This window comes from Pseudomonas sp. KK4 (assembly GCF_001984065.1).
In the GTDB taxonomy this organism is placed as follows: domain Bacteria; phylum Pseudomonadota; class Gammaproteobacteria; order Pseudomonadales; family Pseudomonadaceae; genus Aquipseudomonas.
Genome location: NZ_LYVP01000008.1, coordinates 100,343 through 116,422, shown reverse-complemented (window position 1 = coordinate 116,422; position 16,080 = coordinate 100,343). Strand labels below are relative to the sequence as shown.

General features: G+C 60.1%; 16 protein-coding genes and 1 tRNA gene. 7 read left to right on the top strand and 10 right to left on the bottom strand.

All coding sequences use genetic code 11. From position 1 onward, the window contains the following. A partial coding sequence (locus B0W55_RS05485) for a methyl-accepting chemotaxis protein (RefSeq protein WP_077045002.1) occupies positions 1-1,408 on the bottom strand: 1,408 nt, incomplete at its 3' end. Positions 1,409-1,738: 330 nt separating this feature from the next. Here B0W55_RS05485 and B0W55_RS05480 point away from each other — a divergent pair. Beyond that, positions 1,739-2,956: an MFS transporter gene (locus B0W55_RS05480; protein ID WP_077045004.1), complete on the top strand. Its 1,218-nt coding sequence runs from the start codon at positions 1,739-1,741 to the stop codon at positions 2,954-2,956. Between the two features lie 184 nt (positions 2,957-3,140). On the opposite strand, the gene ychF is transcribed toward B0W55_RS05480, so the two are convergent. From ychF to B0W55_RS05440, 8 genes are all read right to left on the bottom strand, one after another. Continuing rightward, positions 3,141-4,241: a redox-regulated ATPase YchF gene (ychF, locus tag B0W55_RS05475; RefSeq protein WP_077045001.1), complete on the bottom strand. Its 1,101-nt coding sequence runs from the start codon at positions 4,239-4,241 to the stop codon at positions 3,141-3,143. A 22-nt stretch (positions 4,242-4,263) separates the two neighbouring features. After that, positions 4,264-4,848: an aminoacyl-tRNA hydrolase gene (gene pth, locus B0W55_RS05470; protein ID WP_008037207.1), complete on the bottom strand. Its 585-nt coding sequence runs from the start codon at positions 4,846-4,848 to the stop codon at positions 4,264-4,266. Between the two features lie 170 nt (positions 4,849-5,018). Further along, positions 5,019-5,618, bottom strand: coding sequence for a 50S ribosomal protein L25/general stress protein Ctc (locus B0W55_RS05465; RefSeq protein ID WP_077045000.1), 600 nt, complete (start codon positions 5,616-5,618; stop codon positions 5,019-5,021). A 141-nt stretch (positions 5,619-5,759) separates the two neighbouring features. Further along, the gene (locus B0W55_RS05460) at positions 5,760-6,701 is read right to left on the bottom strand and encodes a ribose-phosphate pyrophosphokinase (RefSeq protein ID WP_003171603.1); all 942 of its coding nucleotides are present in this window, start codon (positions 6,699-6,701) and stop codon (positions 5,760-5,762) included. A 47-nt stretch (positions 6,702-6,748) separates the two neighbouring features. Then, a tRNA-Gln gene (locus B0W55_RS05455) sits at positions 6,749-6,823 on the bottom strand. A 37-nt stretch (positions 6,824-6,860) separates the two neighbouring features. Continuing rightward, complete coding sequence (gene ispE / locus B0W55_RS05450; RefSeq protein WP_077044999.1) at positions 6,861-7,712, bottom strand: 4-(cytidine 5'-diphospho)-2-C-methyl-D-erythritol kinase; 852 nt, start codon at positions 7,710-7,712, stop codon at positions 6,861-6,863. 5 nt (positions 7,713-7,717) lie between these two features. Then, positions 7,718-8,335, bottom strand: a complete 618-nt coding sequence (gene lolB / locus B0W55_RS05445; protein ID WP_077044998.1) for a lipoprotein insertase outer membrane protein LolB — start codon at positions 8,333-8,335, stop codon at positions 7,718-7,720. Between the two features lie 4 nt (positions 8,336-8,339). Then, positions 8,340-10,064 carry a tetratricopeptide repeat protein gene (locus B0W55_RS05440; protein WP_077044997.1) on the bottom strand — a complete coding sequence of 575 codons (1,725 nt, stop codon included), beginning with the start codon at positions 10,062-10,064 and terminating at the stop codon, positions 8,340-8,342. A 211-nt stretch (positions 10,065-10,275) separates the two neighbouring features. On the opposite strand from B0W55_RS05440, the gene hemA reads away from it, so the two are divergent. The 6 genes from hemA (at position 10,276) to B0W55_RS05410 (ending at position 15,640) form a co-directional block, all read left to right on the top strand. Beyond that, positions 10,276-11,565: a glutamyl-tRNA reductase gene (hemA, locus tag B0W55_RS05435; protein ID WP_077044996.1), complete on the top strand. Its 1,290-nt coding sequence runs from the start codon at positions 10,276-10,278 to the stop codon at positions 11,563-11,565. Further along, the gene (gene prfA, locus B0W55_RS05430; RefSeq protein WP_077044995.1) at positions 11,562-12,644 is read left to right on the top strand and encodes a peptide chain release factor 1; all 1,083 of its coding nucleotides are present in this window, start codon (positions 11,562-11,564) and stop codon (positions 12,642-12,644) included. The genes hemA and prfA overlap by 4 nt, the downstream gene beginning before the upstream one ends. 1 nt (position 12,645) lies before the next feature. Next, entirely contained in the window at positions 12,646-13,476 is an 831-nt protein-coding gene (gene prmC / locus B0W55_RS05425) for a peptide chain release factor N(5)-glutamine methyltransferase (protein ID WP_077044994.1), read from the top strand. Next, the gene (locus B0W55_RS05420; protein WP_077044993.1) at positions 13,470-14,225 is read left to right on the top strand and encodes a molybdopterin-synthase adenylyltransferase MoeB; all 756 of its coding nucleotides are present in this window, start codon (positions 13,470-13,472) and stop codon (positions 14,223-14,225) included. The genes prmC and B0W55_RS05420 overlap by 7 nt, the downstream gene beginning before the upstream one ends. After that, positions 14,218-15,009, top strand: a complete 792-nt coding sequence (gene murI / locus B0W55_RS05415) for a glutamate racemase (RefSeq protein ID WP_077044992.1) — start codon at positions 14,218-14,220, stop codon at positions 15,007-15,009. The genes B0W55_RS05420 and murI overlap by 8 nt, the downstream gene beginning before the upstream one ends. A 112-nt stretch (positions 15,010-15,121) precedes the next feature. Then, positions 15,122-15,640 (top strand): acyloxyacyl hydrolase, encoded by a 519-nt coding sequence (locus tag B0W55_RS05410; protein WP_077044991.1) that lies wholly within the window; start codon positions 15,122-15,124, stop codon positions 15,638-15,640. Positions 15,641-15,766: 126 nt separating this feature from the next. Here the strand turns inward: B0W55_RS05410 and B0W55_RS05405 are convergent, their stop codons facing one another. Further along, positions 15,767-16,072: a YkgJ family cysteine cluster protein gene (locus B0W55_RS05405; RefSeq protein ID WP_077044990.1), complete on the bottom strand. Its 306-nt coding sequence runs from the start codon at positions 16,070-16,072 to the stop codon at positions 15,767-15,769. Positions 16,073-16,080 lie beyond the last annotated feature (8 nt).

Here is a 16,080-nt window from a genome sequence, read left to right as displayed (position 1 = left end):
GGGCGCTGCCGGACGCCTGTTCGCAGCTGTGAGCCACCCCTTGCGAGGTTGCGGCCAATTGCGTCGCCGCCGCGGCGATCTGGCTGATCTGCAACTGCTGGGCTTCCACTTCGCCCAAGGCATCGCTGGAATGATGATTGAGGGTCTGCACCGCATTGCTCAACTGCAGGGTTTCGTGATCGACCCCCAGCAGGCTGGTGCGCAATTGCACGACGGCGACATTGAGGGCGGTGCTGATCGCGGCCAACTCGTCGCGCCCCTGGACCGGCACTTGCAGGCTCAGGTTGCCATCGCGCAGTGCTTCTGCCAGCAGCGTGATACCGCTGGCGCTGCGGCGGATCGAGGCCTGCAGGCAGATGAACAGGTAGAGCGCGGCCAGCAACAGGCAGCCGAAGATGCTCGCCACGACGATGAACTGGCCGATGGCCGAGCCATGGTAGTAATCCAGGCGCTGATCCAGCGACACCAGCGATTGCTGACGCAGCGAGGCAAGGTCGGAGAGCAGGGCGTCCAGGCTGTGTTCGAAGTCGTCCGGCTTGAGGGTGATGCTGCCGCCGAACACCCCGTCGTCCATGACTTTGAGACCGGCATCGAGGCGCTTGAGGCTTTCATGGTATTGCCCGGCCCAGCCTTGCAGTGCGCTGGGCAGCCGCGCTTCAAGCAGGCCGGCGGTTTTCACCAACTGCTCGCGGGCATCGCCGATACGGCTGCGCAGGTCGCGAAGTTGCAGGCGACTTTGCAGGGTGAACTGCCCGGACACCACCGACGCCTGGCCAACGGCCGCAAGGCGACCGACCCGTTCGATCAGGTCCGGGGCGTGCTGGGTGGAGATCTGCGTCAGCAACCAGGTTTCCAGCCACGGCGCCAGCGTCAGACGACTGTCCATGGCGATCTGTTCGCGCAACGCTTGCAGGGCGCTCAAGGCACTGGTGAAGCGATCATAACCATCAGGCCACCAGCCGACGCTGCTCAGGCTCTTGGCGTCGAGACCATTGAGGGCATTTTGCAGCGCTTGATAGCGGGCCAGGGTTTCGCCCTCGGCGCCTTCTGATTGCAGTGCATTGTTCAGGTCCTGCGCAGCTTGGGCGACAGCCGGTTGAACCGTGTCGAACGCGGCCATGGCCGCGAGGGTGGCCGGTGTCGGTTGGCGATTGGTTTCGGTGGCGCGCCAACGGGCTGCGCGATCGCGCTGCGCTGCCAACAGATTATCCAGCGCATCGAGGGCCAGCAGTTGACGGACCCCGGCGCGTTCACCGGCGATCAGGTTCAGTTTGTCGCGGTAATCCTGGCCGATCATCCACAGGCTGCCAGCCAGCGGCAGGATGAACAGCAGAAACAACAGCTGGAATTTGCGCGCGAACCCGAAACGCCCCAGCAGTCCGATCCCCGGTGATAAAAAAGCCTGCATGCCCCATGACTCCCCCGGACACCACGCACTGTTGGCGTGCATCAGGGTGCTTGCGACCCCGACTTGTGCCCTCTAAAAGGCCTCGAAAGTTCACCCTCGCCAGCTCTGTAGGCCGACTCTGTGGCGAAACTTCCCATTCTCGGTCCCCTTTGTAAGGAGGCCGCGTTGAAGCGGATTAGGCAGGCAAGATTCAGACCATGGCTATGAGCTATCAGCTTTTCCGCGATGCCAATCGAGGTCGTTAGCAGGCTAAGGGGATGGCGTTGGTGCACCGAAAAATGGCACATTGACGCACCCGCCCGCGTGCACTCTATGTTGTCGGAATTCCTCATGGCTATCAGCAACGCTCAACCCGCCGCCACTTCGGCGCCCGCCAGTTCGCAAAGCAGTCCGCTGGTGATGCGGATCATCGGCGCGGTGGCGCTGGCGCACTTGATCAACGACTTGATTCAGTCGGTCCTGCCGTCCATATATCCGATGCTCAAGGCCAGTTATGGCCTAACGTTCACCCAGGTCGGCCTGATCACTCTAACCTTCCAGTTGACCGCCTCATTGCTGCAACCCTGGGTCGGTTATCACACTGATCGCCATCCCAAGCCATGGCTGCTGCCGGCTGGCACGGTGTGCACGCTGATCGGGATCCTGATGATGTCGGTGGTCGGCAGCTTCCCGCTGATCCTCCTGGCGGCCGGGTTGATCGGTATCGGTTCCTCCACGTTCCACCCGGAGGCATCCCGCGTGGCGCGACTGGCCTCGGGCGGGCGCTTCGGCCTGGCACAATCGACTTTCCAGGTAGGCGGCAATGCAGGTTCTGCCTTCGGTCCGTTGCTGGCGGCGGCGATCATCATTCCCTACGGCCAGGGGCATGTGGCCTGGTTCGGTCTGTTCGCGGTATTCGCGCTGTTCGTGCTGTACCGGATCAGCCGCTGGTACGCCAATCACTTGAACCTGTTCAAGCTCAAGCAAGGCCAGGCGGCAACTCACGGCTTGTCCAAGGGGCGGGTCATGAGCGCGTTGGTGGTGCTGGGCATGTTGGTGTTTTCCAAGTATTTCTACATGGCCAGCTTCACCAGCTACTTCACCTTTTACCTGATCGAGAAGTTCGACCTGTCGGTGGCCAGTTCGCAGTTGCACCTGTTCCTGTTTCTTGGGGCGGTGGCGGCGGGGACTTTCTTTGGCGGGCCGATCGGCGACAGGATCGGGCGTAAGGCGGTGATCTGGTTTTCGATCCTCGGTGTGGCACCGTTCACCCTGATCCTGCCCCACGTCGATCTGTTCTGGACCAGCATTCTCAGCGTGGTCATCGGCTTCATCCTGGCTTCGGCGTTCTCGGCCATTGTGGTGTACGCCCAGGAACTGGTGCCGGGGAATGTCGGGATGATTGCCGGGGTGTTCTTTGGCTTGATGTTTGGTTTTGGCGGGATCGGCGCGGCACTGTTGGGGCATTTGGCGGATATTCACGGCATCGAGTACGTGTACTTTCTGTGTTCGTTCCTGCCGTTGCTGGGGGTGTTGGCGATCTTCCTGCCGAGAACCAGGAAGGCCTGACCACCACGCCATCCAATGTGGGAGCGGGCTTGCTCGCGAATGAAGATGTATCAGTCAACATCATCGTTGAATGTTAATTCGCTTTCGCGGGCAAGCCCGCTCCCACAGGGGTTGTGGTGTGGCGAGAATTATCCAGGCACAAAAAAGCCGCGTATCAAACGCGGCTTTTTCTTGAGCGCAGGCTTTAGACGTTGAAGCGGAAGTGCATCACGTCGCCGTCCTTGACGATGTAATCCTTGCCTTCCAGGCGCCATTTACCGGCTTCCTTGGTACCGGCTTCACCCTTGTACTGGATGAAGTCGTTGTAGGCGATCACTTCGGCGCGGATGAAGCCTTTTTCGAAGTCGGTGTGGATCACGCCAGCGGCTTGTGGCGCGGTGGCGCCGACGCGGACGGTCCAGGCGCGGACTTCTTCGACACCGGCAGTGAAGTAGGTCTGCAGGTGCAGCATCTCGTAGCCAGCGCGGATCACACGGTTCAGGCCAGGCTCTTCGAGGCCCAGGGCTTCGAGGAACATGTCTTTCTCTTCACCGTCTTCAAGCTCGGCGATTTCCGCTTCGATCTTGTTGCAGACCGGTACAACCATCGCGCCTTCTTCTTCGGCAATGGCCTTGACCACGTCCAGGTGCGGGTTGTTCTCGAAACCGTCTTCAGCGACGTTGGCGATGTACATGACCGGTTTGGTGGTCAGCAGGTGGAAGCCCTTGATCACCGCTTTCTCGTCGGTGCTCATGTTCTTCATCAGACTGCGCGCAGGCTTGCCTTCGGTGAAGTGAGCGATCAATTGCTCCAGCAGGCCTTTCTGGACCACGGCGTCCTTGTCACCACCCTTGGCGTTGCGCGCAACTTTCTGCAGTTGCTTCTCGCAGCTGTCGAGGTCGGCGAAGATCAGTTCCAGGTCGATGATTTCGATGTCGCGTTTCGGGTCGACGCTGTTGGAGACGTGAATCACGTTCTCGTCTTCGAAGCAGCGGACCACGTGGGCGATGGCATCGGTCTCACGGATGTTGGCGAGGAACTTGTTGCCCAGGCCTTCACCTTTCGATGCACCGGCGACCAGGCCAGCGATGTCGACGAATTCCATGGTGGTCGGCAGGATACGCTTCGGATTAACGATGGCTGCCAGGGCCTCCAGGCGCGGATCCGGCATCGGCACGATCCCACTGTTGGGCTCGATGGTGCAGAAGGGGAAGTTCTCGGCCGCGATACCGGATTTGGTCAGGGCGTTGAACAGGGTGGACTTGCCGACGTTAGGCAGACCGACGATGCCGCAATTGAATCCCATGGTGTTTTCCCCGAGGAGTGAGTCAGGCCTTCTGGCTGTGCAGGTTTTTCATCGCGCGGTTCCATTCACCGGCGAGGATATCCGGCAGCACGCCGAGGGCAAAGTCGATGCTGGCATCGAGTTTTTCCTGTTCGGCGCGTGGCGCACGACCCAGGACGAAATTTGAAACCATACTGGCTACGCCCGGGTGGCCAATGCCAAGCCGCAGGCGGTAGAAGGTATTCTGATTGCCCAGTTGCGCGATGATGTCGCGCAACCCGTTATGACCGCCATGGCCGCCGCCCTGTTTGAGTTTGGCAACGCCCGGAGGCAGGTCGAGTTCGTCATGCGCCACCAGGATTTCTTCGGGCTTGATGCGGAAGAAACCGGCGAGTGCCGCCACGGCCTGGCCGCTGCGGTTCATGTAGGTGGTGGGAATCAGCAGACGAACATCCTGACCCTGGTGCGAGTAGCGCCCGGTCAGGCCGAAATACTTGCGATCGGCCACAAGGTTGACGCCTTGGGCGTTCGCGATGCGCTCAACAAAAAGGGCCCCTGCGTTGTGCCGGGTCTGTTCGTATTCAGCGCCTGGATTTCCCAGGCCAACGATCAGTTTGATGGCAGTCACGATAGGGGCCCTTCCTTGGAGTGGTGAATAACATCGCCGCATTCAAGGTGTGCGGCGAAAGTGGACGAAAAATGCTCATTTACCATGGATGTAAACTCCGCGTTCTCGCCCGCTTTCTCGCTACGCTCTAGTCCGCGATGTTTCCGGTCACTCCGGCATGCAGAGTAAAATTACTCTGCAGCGCCTTCTGCAGCTTCTGGAGCAACACGTGGAGCGTGGACGTTGGCAACAGCCTTGTCATCGCCGTGTGCCAGAGCAACGAACTCAACGCCTTTAGGAGCCTTGAGGTCGGACAGGTGAATGATCGAACCGATTTCGGCGTCAGCCAGGTCGACTTCGATGAATTCAGGCAGGTCTTTCGGCAGGCAGGACACTTCGATTTCCGAAGTAACGTGCGAGATTTCGCCGCCTTTCTTGACCGGTGCTTCTTCGTTGATGAAGTGCACTGGAACGATCGCGGTCAGTTTCTGGCCAGCGACTACGCGTACGAAGTCAGCGTGCATCACGTGGCCTTTGGCTGGGTGACGCTGCAGGGCTTTGATCACGACGTTCTGCTTGGTGCCACCAACGTTCAGCTCGATGATGTGGCTGTAAGCCGCTTCGTTTTCGAGCAGTTTGGCAACTTCTTTGGCCAGCATGCTGATGGATTCAGGGGCTTTGTCGCCACCGTAAACTACAGCTGGAACCAGGCTTGCGAGACGACGCAGGCGGCGGCTCGCACCTTTCCCCAGGTCGGAACGCACTTCAGCATTCAGAGTAAAATCGTTCATGTTGTATCTCCAAAATAACCACATTCGCCCCAGCGTTTGCGACCAGCGCTAAAGGCGATATGGGCAAAAAAGCCCCGCCCCGACAGGAATGCCGGGGCGGGGCGCTTTTCGTCAACGAGAGGTTCGAGAAGGGCAGGGCCCTTAGCGGAACATCGCGCTGATCGATTCTTCATTGCTGATGCGGCGAACCGCCTCGGCAACTACCGGTGCGATATCCAGTTGACGGATACGCGCACAGGCTTGTGCTGCAGCGGACAGCGGGATGGTGTTGGTCACCACCAGCTCGTCCAGCACGGAATTTTCAATGTTTTCGATCGCCCGACCCGACAGCACAGGGTGCGTGCAGTAGGCGAAAACCTTGGCAGCGCCATGCTCTTTCAAGGCCTTGGCCGCGTGGCACAGGGTGCCGGCGGTATCGACCATGTCGTCAACCAGGATACAGGTACGCCCTTCGACATCACCGATGATATGCATCACTTCAGAGTGATTGGCTTTCTCACGGCGTTTGTCGATGATCCCGAGATCCACGCCCAGGGATTTGGCAACGGCACGTGCACGCACGACGCCGCCAATGTCCGGGGACACGATCATCAGGTTTTCGAAGCGCTGATCTTCGATGTCATCCACCAGAACCGGGGAGCCGTAGATGTTATCTACCGGAATATCGAAGAAGCCCTGAATCTGGTCAGCATGCAGATCAACCGTGAGAACACGGTCGATGCCGACTACGGTCAGCATGTCAGCTACGACTTTCGCGCTGATAGCCACACGTGCGGAGCGCGGACGGCGATCCTGACGGGCATAACCAAAGTAAGGAATAACAGCAGTGATACGAGTAGCCGAGGAGCGGCGGAAGGCATCGGCCATCACTACCAGTTCCATCAGGTTATCGTTGGTCGGAGCGCAAGTCGGCTGAATAATGAAGACATCTTTACCGCGGACGTTTTCATTGATCTCGGCAGTTATTTCGCCGTCGGAGAACTTACCGACAGAGATGTCACCGAGAGGGATATGCAGCTGACGTACGACACGCCGAGCCAGATCGGGGTTAGCGTTCCCCGTAAAGACCATCATCTTGGACACGCGCAGTACCTGAAGGCTGAGGGTATACCTGGATGAGTATAGGAAAATGGCAGGGGCGGCTGGATTCGAACCAACGCATGGCAGGATCAAAACCTGCTGCCTTACCGCTTGGCGACGCCCCTGTATCTGTTGCAACGAGTACCCAGTACTCGTGTTCCGTTAGAGCAGAGTCTGTAACTTGCGATGCAACATCGAAATGTTGCTTCCTTTTGCTACAAAACCTGTAAGGGTCTCTGTAAGAAGGGCCGAGACTTTATCAGCTTCAGCTTTGCTTGGGAAGCCCCCAAACACACAACTTCCAGTTCCGGTGAGTTTCGCTTCGGTAAATTTACCTAGCAAATTCAATGCGTTACGAACTTCTGGATAACGCCTTGCTACCACCGGCAAGCAGTCGTTTCGACTGTTTCCCTCGGGAACGGGGCGCACTTTAATGGGAGGAGTGTTACGTGTCAACAACGGATCGGAAAAAATTTCTGCTGTGCTAACAGAGACTTGCGGCACCAGCACGACATACCACGGTTCCTCGGGTTCAACCGGGGTCAGTTTCTCTCCTACGCCCTCGGCAAAAGCCGCGTGACCCCGCACGAAAACCGGGACGTCGGCACCCAGCGTCAGGCCCAGCGCGGCCAGTCGGTCTTCATTCCAGCCCAGTTGCCAGAGATGGTTGAGACCGAGCAGGGTCGTCGCGGCGTTCGAGCTTCCGCCACCGATCCCGCCGCCCATGGGAAGAACCTTGTCAATCCAGATATCGATGCCCAGCGCGCAACCGGATTGCTCCTGAAGTTTTTTCGCGGCTTTCACGATCAGGTTACTGTCGTGAGGCACACCTTCAAACTCGGTATTCAGCTGAATCACCCCGTCATCGCGCAGGGCAAAAGTGATTTCGTCACCGTAATCGAGGAACTGAAACAGCGTCTGCAGTTCGTGGTAGCCATCTTCGCGACGACCGAGAATGTGCAGCATCAGATTGAGCTTGGCCGGGGAGGGCAGGGTCAGGCGAGCAGCAGGCATGTCCTTCATTGTCCCAGTTTGCGTGGTTGCCAGGCCTTGATCACCAGCGTGACATCAAGGTCGGTGCCGTGCAGCTTGATCCGCTCGGGCAGCCAGTAACCGTTCTGTTCGGTATAAGCGGTGTATTCCACCTGCCAGCCGTCCTGTTCCAGGCTGGCCAGGCGACTGTCACCGTCCAGGGTCAGGCGGCTTTTGCTGTCGGGCGCCGGAAGTCCGCGAACCCACCAGGCCAGATTGGACACCGGCAGCTTCCAGCCCAATTGTTCTTCCAGCAGCGCATCCGGGCTTTGGGCTTCATAGCGACCCTGGTTGGCGACTTCCAGCGACACCTTGCCTGGCCGCCCGGTCAGGCGTGCGGCGCCGCGACCCAGCGGGCCCGAAAGACGGATGTCGTAGTAGTCCTGACGTTGTAACCAGAACAGGGTGCCGCTGCCGGAATCCTTGGGTGCGCGAATGCCGATCTTGCCGTCGATCTGCCAGCCATCCAGCCCGGTAAGCTGCTGCTTGTGTTCTCGCCATTGAGCAGGATTGCCATGCCCTTCGACCGATTCCCGGGCGCCAAAACCCGCGCAACCGGCGAGCAGGGCGATGAAGCTGAAAACAATGAGGTGGCGCAAAAACATAATCTTAAAGAGTCTCTGATCCGGTCAGGCGCTTGATGGTACTGCGCAGGATAGGGCTGTCGGGTTGTGCCTTGAGGAACTTGTCCCAGATTTGCCGGGCTTCACGCTGCTTGCCACTGGCCCACAGAACTTCGCCCAGGTGTGCGGCGACTTCCTGGTCGGGGAAGCGTTCCAGGGCCTGGCGCAGCAGGCGTTCCGCTTCGTCCAGATTGCCCATGCGAAAGTTCACCCAGCCGAGGCTGTCGAGTACCGCCGGGTCTTCCGGATTGATCTGGTGGGCCTGCTCGATCAGCGCCTTGGCTTCGGCATAGCGCGTCGTACGGTCGGACAGGGTGTAGCCGAGGGCGTTCAGTGCCATCGCGTTGTCCGGGTCACGTTTGATGATCAGTCGCAGGTCTTTTTCCATCTGCGCCAGATCATTGCGTTTTTCCGCCTGCATGGCTCGGGTATACAGCAGGTTCAGATCGTCAGGATATTGCTGCAATGCCTTTTCCAGGACTTTCCAGGCTTTGTCCCCCTGTTTGTTGGCAGACAGGGTCTCGGCTTCGATCAGGTACAACTGGACCGCGTAGTCCGGTTGCTCATCGCGCTGAGCGGCGAGCTTGCTCTGGGCTTCGGCGGTCTTGCCATTGTTCATCAGGATGTCGGCCTGACGCAGCTGCGCCGGCAGATAGTCGTTGCCCGGACCGACCTGGGCGTACTCGATCAGTGCGCCTTGTGGGTCGTTGCGTTCTTCGGCGATTCGTCCCAGGTTCAGGTGCGCCGAATCGACGTGACTTTCCCGGGCGATCAGGTCTTCCAGGTAGCCCTTGGCCTCGTCCCAGGCCTTGGCTTCCAGGCACACCAGCGCCAGGGAATAGCGCAATTCATCGTCATCGGGGTATTGCTGGACCAGGCTGGAGAACTCGGCCTTGGCGTCGTCCATGCGGTCCTGTTCGACCAGCATCCGCGCGTAGGTCAGGCGCAGGCGTTTGTCGTCCGGGTATTTCTTGATGCTTTTTTGCAGCAGCGGCAAGGCTTCCTTGCCGCGATCGAGCGACTGCAGCAGGCGCGCGCGCAGCAGGATCGGGGCAATTTCACCATCGTCAGGCGGATTGTCTTCCAGAAGCGTCAATGCGCCTCGAGCGTCTCCGTCCTGCTGCATCAGCAAGGCCTTGCCGAAAATCAGCTGTCCGTTGTTCGGGTGGCGCTGCAACAGGCGGTCGAAACTCTTCATCAAACCATTGCGCGTGTCCTGGTCGGTGTCGGCCGCAGACAGGGCGAGGAAGTCGAAATGCGTGTCGCCCTTGCCCAGCAGAACTTTCTCCATATAGACCATGGAGTCGTCATAGCGCCCGGCGCGGGCCAGTTGCACGGCAGCGGCGCGCTGCGCCTCAAGGTCGTCCGGGGCGTTTTTCGCCCAGATCAGAGCGGTGTCCAGGGCAGGCTGGTCGGCGCCCAAATATTCGGCGATGCGAAATGCCCGTTCGGAGACGCCCGGATCCTGGGTGTTGATCGCCTGGGTCACGTAGTTGTCCAGGGCAATGTCGAAACGATTGCGCTGGCCAGCCAGTTCAGCGGTCAGCAGGCTGAAGACCGTGTCTTCGCTGAATGAGCTGTAAACCTTGGGCTTTTCAGGTGCCGGGGTGCTGTCTTCAGCCGGCGGCGTACCGTCCGGCGACACGGGTGCCAAGGCCTGGCAGCCGCTGAGGAAGACAAAAGCGAGAAGCAACGCGGAAGATCTATTCATATAGGAAGAGGACGACTAACCTGCGGTCGGATCATCATGACACAAGCCTTGGGTCAAACATAACCGGCCGGCCAATTTACCCGGTCAGGTTGTAAACGAGAACCGCTCGCAAGCCCGGGGGCGTCTACCGGCTCAATAGAGATCGAGTGGTTGTTCTGAATCTGACGAAGTAGGACAATTGCCGGCTTCACGTCACCACCAGCGACTTTGAATGGCCTTCCTCGCACTCGGTATTAACCACAAGACTGCTTCAGTAGACGTCCGCGAGCGCGTGGCCTTTACCCCTGAGCAGCTGGTTGAGGCCTTGCAGCAGCTTTGCCGACTGACCGACAGCCGCGAAGCTGCGATCCTCTCCACCTGCAATCGCAGCGAACTCTATATAGAACAGGATCACCTGTCGGCCGATATCGTGCTGCGCTGGCTGGCCGAATATCATCATTTGAGCCTCGAAGAGCTGCGTGCGAGCAGTTATGTGCACGAAGATGATGCGGCAGTTCGTCACATGATGCGGGTCGCTTCCGGGCTCGATTCGCTGGTGCTGGGCGAACCGCAGATCCTCGGCCAGATGAAATCGGCCTATGCCGTGGCTCGCGAGGCCGGCACCATCGGGCCATTGCTCGGGCGGTTGTTCCAGGCCACGTTCAACGCGGCCAAGCAGGTGCGCACCGACACCGCCATCGGCGAAAACCCGGTCTCCGTAGCGTTTGCCGCGGTCAGCCTGGCCAAACAGATCTTCAGCGACCTGCAACGCAGCCAGGCGTTGCTGATCGGCGCGGGCGAGACCATCACCCTGGTCGCCCGGCACCTGCATGACCTGGGTGTAAAGCGCATCGTGGTCGCCAACCGTACCCTGGAGCGCGCCAGCACCCTGGCCGAGCAGTTTGGTGCCCATGCGGTGCTGCTGTCGGACATTCCGGCTGAGCTGGTGCGCAGCGACATCGTCATCAGTTCCACCGCCAGCCAATTGCCGATTCTTGGCAAGGGCGCGGTCGAAAGTGCGTTGAAGCTGCGCAAGCACAAGCCGATCTTCATGGTGGATATCGCCGTCCCCCGGGATATCGAGCCTGAAGTGGGCGAGTTGGACGACGTTTACCTCTACAGCGTCGATGACCTGCATGAAGTGGTCGCCGAAAACCTCAAGAGCCGACAGGGCGCTGCGCAAGCCGCCGAAGAGATGGTTTCGGTCGGTGCCGAAGATTTCATGGTCCGCCTGCGCGAACTGGCGGCGGTGGACGTGCTCAAGGCCTATCGTCAACAGAGCGAACGCCTGCGCGACGAGGAATTGCAAAAAGCCCAGCGCCTGCTGGCCAACGGTGCCAGCGCCGAAGACGTGCTGGTGCAACTGGCCCGAGGCCTGACCAACAAACTGTTGCACGCACCGAGCGTGCAGTTGAAAAAGCTCTCTGCCGAAGGGCGCCTCGATGCGCTGGCGATGGCCCAGGAACTCTTTGCCCTCAATGAGGGCTCATCGGAAAGCTTTTCGGATAAGAAACCGCAATGAAAGCGTCACTGCTCAATAAACTGGACATCCTCCAGGACCGTTTCGAGGAATTGACCGCCCTGCTGGGCGACGGCGAAGTCATTGCCGATCAGAACAAGTTCCGCACCTATTCCAAGGAGTATGCGGAAGTCGAGCCGATCGTCGATGCCTATAAACAGCTGCTCAAAGTCCAGGGCGATCTCGAAGGCGCCCAGGCGTTGCTCAAGGACAGCGACCCGGACATGCGTGAAATGGCCGTGGAAGAAGTCCGCGAAGCCAAGGAACGCCTGGTCGAGCTGGAAGCCAACCTGCAACGCATGCTGCTGCCCAAGGACCCGAACGACGGGCGCAACGTATTCCTCGAAATCCGCGCCGGCACCGGCGGTGACGAAGCGGCGATTTTCTCCGGCGACCTGTTCCGCATGTATTCGCGATACGCCGAGCGTCGTGGCTGGCGCGTGGAAATCCTCTCGGAAAACGAGGGTGAGCACGGCGGCTATAAAGAAGTCATCGCCCGGGTCGAAGGCGACAATGTCTACGGCAAGCTGAAATTCGAATCCGGCGCGCACCGTGTGCAACGGGTGCCGGCGACCGAATCCCAGGGGCGCATCCACACCTCGGCCTGCACCGTCGCGGTACTGCCCGAGCCGGACGAACAGGAAGCGATCGAGATCAACCCGGCGGACCTGCGGATCGATACCTACCGCTCCTCCGGTGCCGGTGGTCAGCACGTCAACAAGACCGATTCGGCGATCCGGATCACCCACTTGCCGTCCGGTATCGTGGTCGAGTGCCAAGAAGAGCGTTCGCAGCACAAGAACCGCGCCCGAGCGATGGCCTGGCTGTCGGCCAAACTCAATGACCAGCAGACCAGTGCCGCGGCCAATGCCATTGCCAGCGAGCGTAAGTTGCTGGTGGGTTCCGGTGACCGCTCCGAGCGCATCCGTACCTACAACTTTGCCCAGGGCCGGGTGACCGATCACCGGGTCAACCTGACGCTGTACTCCCTCGACGAGATTCTCGCCGGTGGTGTGGAGGCGGTGATCGAACCGCTGCTGGCCGAATACCAGGCCGATCAATTGGCAGCGATAGGTGAGTAAAATGACGATCATTGCCAGTTTGTTGCGTGCCGCTGAACTGCCGGATTCGCCCACGGCGCGTCTGGACGCCGAATTGTTGCTGGCGGCGGCGTTGGGCAAATCCCGAAGCTTTTTGCACACCTGGCCCGAGCGCATTGTCCCGAGTGAAGCGGCGCTGACCTTTGCCGACTATCTTGAGCGCCGTCGCGGTGGCGAGCCGGTGGCCTACATCCTCGGTCAGCAGGGTTTCTGGAAGCTCGACCTGGAAGTGGCGCCGCATACCCTGATTCCACGCCCGGACACCGAATTGCTGGTGGAGGCCGCCCTCGAACTGTTGCCCTCCACCCCAGCGAAGGTCCTGGACCTGGGGACCGGCAGCGGCGCCATCGCCCTGGCGTTGGCCAGTGATCGTCCGGTGTGGCAGGTCACGGCCGTGGACCGCGTGCCCGAAGCCGTGGCCCTGGCCGAGCGCAACCGCCAACGCTTGCACCTGAATAACGCAACGGTCCTGTGCAGCCACTGGTTCAGTGCGTTGCAAGGCCAGCGTTTCCAACTGATCGTCAGCAATCCTCCCTACATCGCCGCAGCCGATCCACATCTGGTCGAGGGCGATGTGCGCTTCGAGCCCGCCAGTGCCCTGGTGGCCGGTGTCGACGGGCTTGACGACCTGCGCCTGATCGTCGCCCAGGCGCCGGAGCATCTGGAGGCCGGCGGCTGGCTGATGCTCGAGCACGGCTACGATCAGGCCGAAGCGGTGCGTGATTTGCTGCTGACCCGCGGTTTCGAAGCGGTTCACAGCCGCACCGATCTGGGCGGTCATCAACGCATCAGTCTGGGACGCCTGCCGTGCTGAATGATCAGGAATTGCTGCGCTACAGCCGGCAGATCCTGCTGGCACACATCGACATCGACGGTCAGTTGCGGCTCAAGGACAGTCGCGTACTGATCGTCGGCCTCGGCGGTCTCGGCGCACCGGTGGCGCTGTACCTCGCTGCGGCCGGCGTCGGTGAATTGCATCTGGCGGACTTCGACACGGTCGACCTGACCAACCTGCAGCGCCAGATCATCCACGACACCGACAGCGTCGGCAGCAGCAAAGTCGATTCGGCGATCAAGCGCCTGACGGCCATCAACCCAGAGGTTCGGCTGGTGGCCCATCGTGCGGCGCTGGATGAAGACTCCCTCGCCCAGGTCGTGTCCGGTGTGGATCTGGTCCTCGACTGCTCAGACAATTTCGGCACCCGTGAAGCGGTGAACGCAGCGTGTGTCGCGGCTGGCAGGCCACTGGTCAGCGGTGCGGCGATTCGCCTGGAAGGGCAGTTGTCGGTGTTCGATCCTCGTCGCCCCGAGAGCCCTTGCTACCACTGTTTATACGGGCATGGCAGCGAAGCTGAATTGACCTGCAGCGAGGCCGGTGTGGTCGGGCCTCTGGTAGGGCTGGTCGGCAGTCTGCAGGCTCTCGAAGCCTTGAAGTTGCTGGCCGGTTTCGGCGAGCCACTGGTGGGGCGCCTGTTGCTGATCGATGCCTTGGGCACGCGGTTTCGTGAACTGCGGGTCAAGCGCGATCCAGGCTGCAGCGTCTGTGGACCCCGGCATGCGTGAAGCGCCGATCGGCGTGTTCGACTCCGGTGTGGGCGGGCTGTCGGTGCTGGCCGAGATCCAGCGCTTGTTGCCCAACGAGTCTCTGTTGTACGTCGCCGATTGCGGACATATTCCCTACGGCGAGAAAACCCCGGCATTCATTCAGCGGCGCTGCAGCGTCATTGCTGAATTTTTCCAGCAGCAGGGCGCCAAGGCGCTGGTGCTCGCCTGTAACACTGCGACCGTCGCCGGCGTTGCCGACCTTCGCCGCGATTACCCGCAGTGGCCCATTGTCGGCATGGAACCGGCGGTCAAGCCAGCCGCCGCCGCGACCCGCAGCGGCGTGGTCGGGGTGCTGGCCACCACTGGCACCTTGCAGAGTGCCAAGTTTGCAGCGCTGCTCGACCGTTTTGCCAATGACGTGCGGGTGATGACCCAGCCGTGCCCGGGGTTGGTGGAGCTCATTGAAAGCGGCGACCTGCACAGCCCCGCCCTGCGTCAGTTGCTGGAAGGTTATGTCCGGCCGCTGCTCGGCGAAGGCGCCGACACCATCATTCTGGGCTGCACCCATTACCCCTTCCTCAAGCCGCTGCTCAGGCAGATGATCCCCGACGACATCAGTCTGATCGACACCGGCGCCGCCGTTGCGCGCCAGCTTCAACGCCTGTTGAACGAGCGCGATCTGCTCGCCGCCGGGCCTGCCCGTGACGCGCAATTCTGGAGCAGTGGCGATCCGGTGCACTTCGCAAATATATTGCCGACCCTGTGGCATAACACTGGCGTTGTGCGATGCTTCGAAAGGTAAACAACGTTTTGGGGGAATGAAGCAATTGGGGCTGAACTTCTGATTAATCGTCGACTTCTATAGCGTGAGCAACACAAAAACCAAACGGCATCGTCCGCAAAAGGATGTTTCTATGAAGCGACTATTCTGCTTGGCCGCGATTGCGGCCGCTTTGATGGGGCACAGTTTTACCGCACAGGCCGCTGGCGTGGAGTTCGCGGTCGGACAGACCAGTGACTCGACCATGACTTATCGACTGGGCATGCAATTCGATTGGGACAAGAGCTGGTGGCAGACCGATGTGGGTCGCCTGACCGGATACTGGAGCGGGGCCTACACCTATTGGGAAGGCGACGAGACCTCCAGCAACCATAGCCTGTCGTTCTCTCCCGTATTCGTTTACGAGTTCGCTGGCCAGAACGTTAAACCCTATGTTGAACTCGGAGTCGGTGTAGCGCTATTCGCCAATACCGAAGTGGAAAGCAACAAATTGGGCAGCGCATTTCAGTTCGAAGACCGCTTGGGTTTCGGCCTGCGCTTCGCCGGTGGACATGAGGTCGGCATTCGCGCCACGCACTACTCCAACGCCGGTATCAGCACCCCGAACGACGGTGTAGAAAGCTACGCTTTGCATTACACGATGCCGTTGTAGGTTCACAGTTAACCAATGTGGGAGCGGGCTTGCTCGCGAAAGCGGTGTGTCAATCAATATGATGTCGACTGACACTCCCTTTCGCGAGCAAGCCCGCTCCCACAGCGTTATGTGGTGGTTCGGGTTTCAGCGGTACGCCGTAGCAATACCCTGACGCTCCTCGATGCATTCCGGCGCCCCCATCTCGAACTCCCGACAAATCAGCGGACGCTGTTCATAGATGGTGCACATCATCGTGTCCCGATCCAGCGCGGCGCACCAGCCGTCGTCCAGGCGCAGCATGACCTCCCCGCCCCAGTCGTCGGTATCGATAAACCGCTGCGGCACGCCTGTGTCGGTGATCAGCATCACTTCAAGCTGACAGCAGCAAGCCGCACAGGTCGAGCACGTCACGACCGGTTCGGCGATTTGCGTATGGGGAATGGTTTTCATGGCGCGCA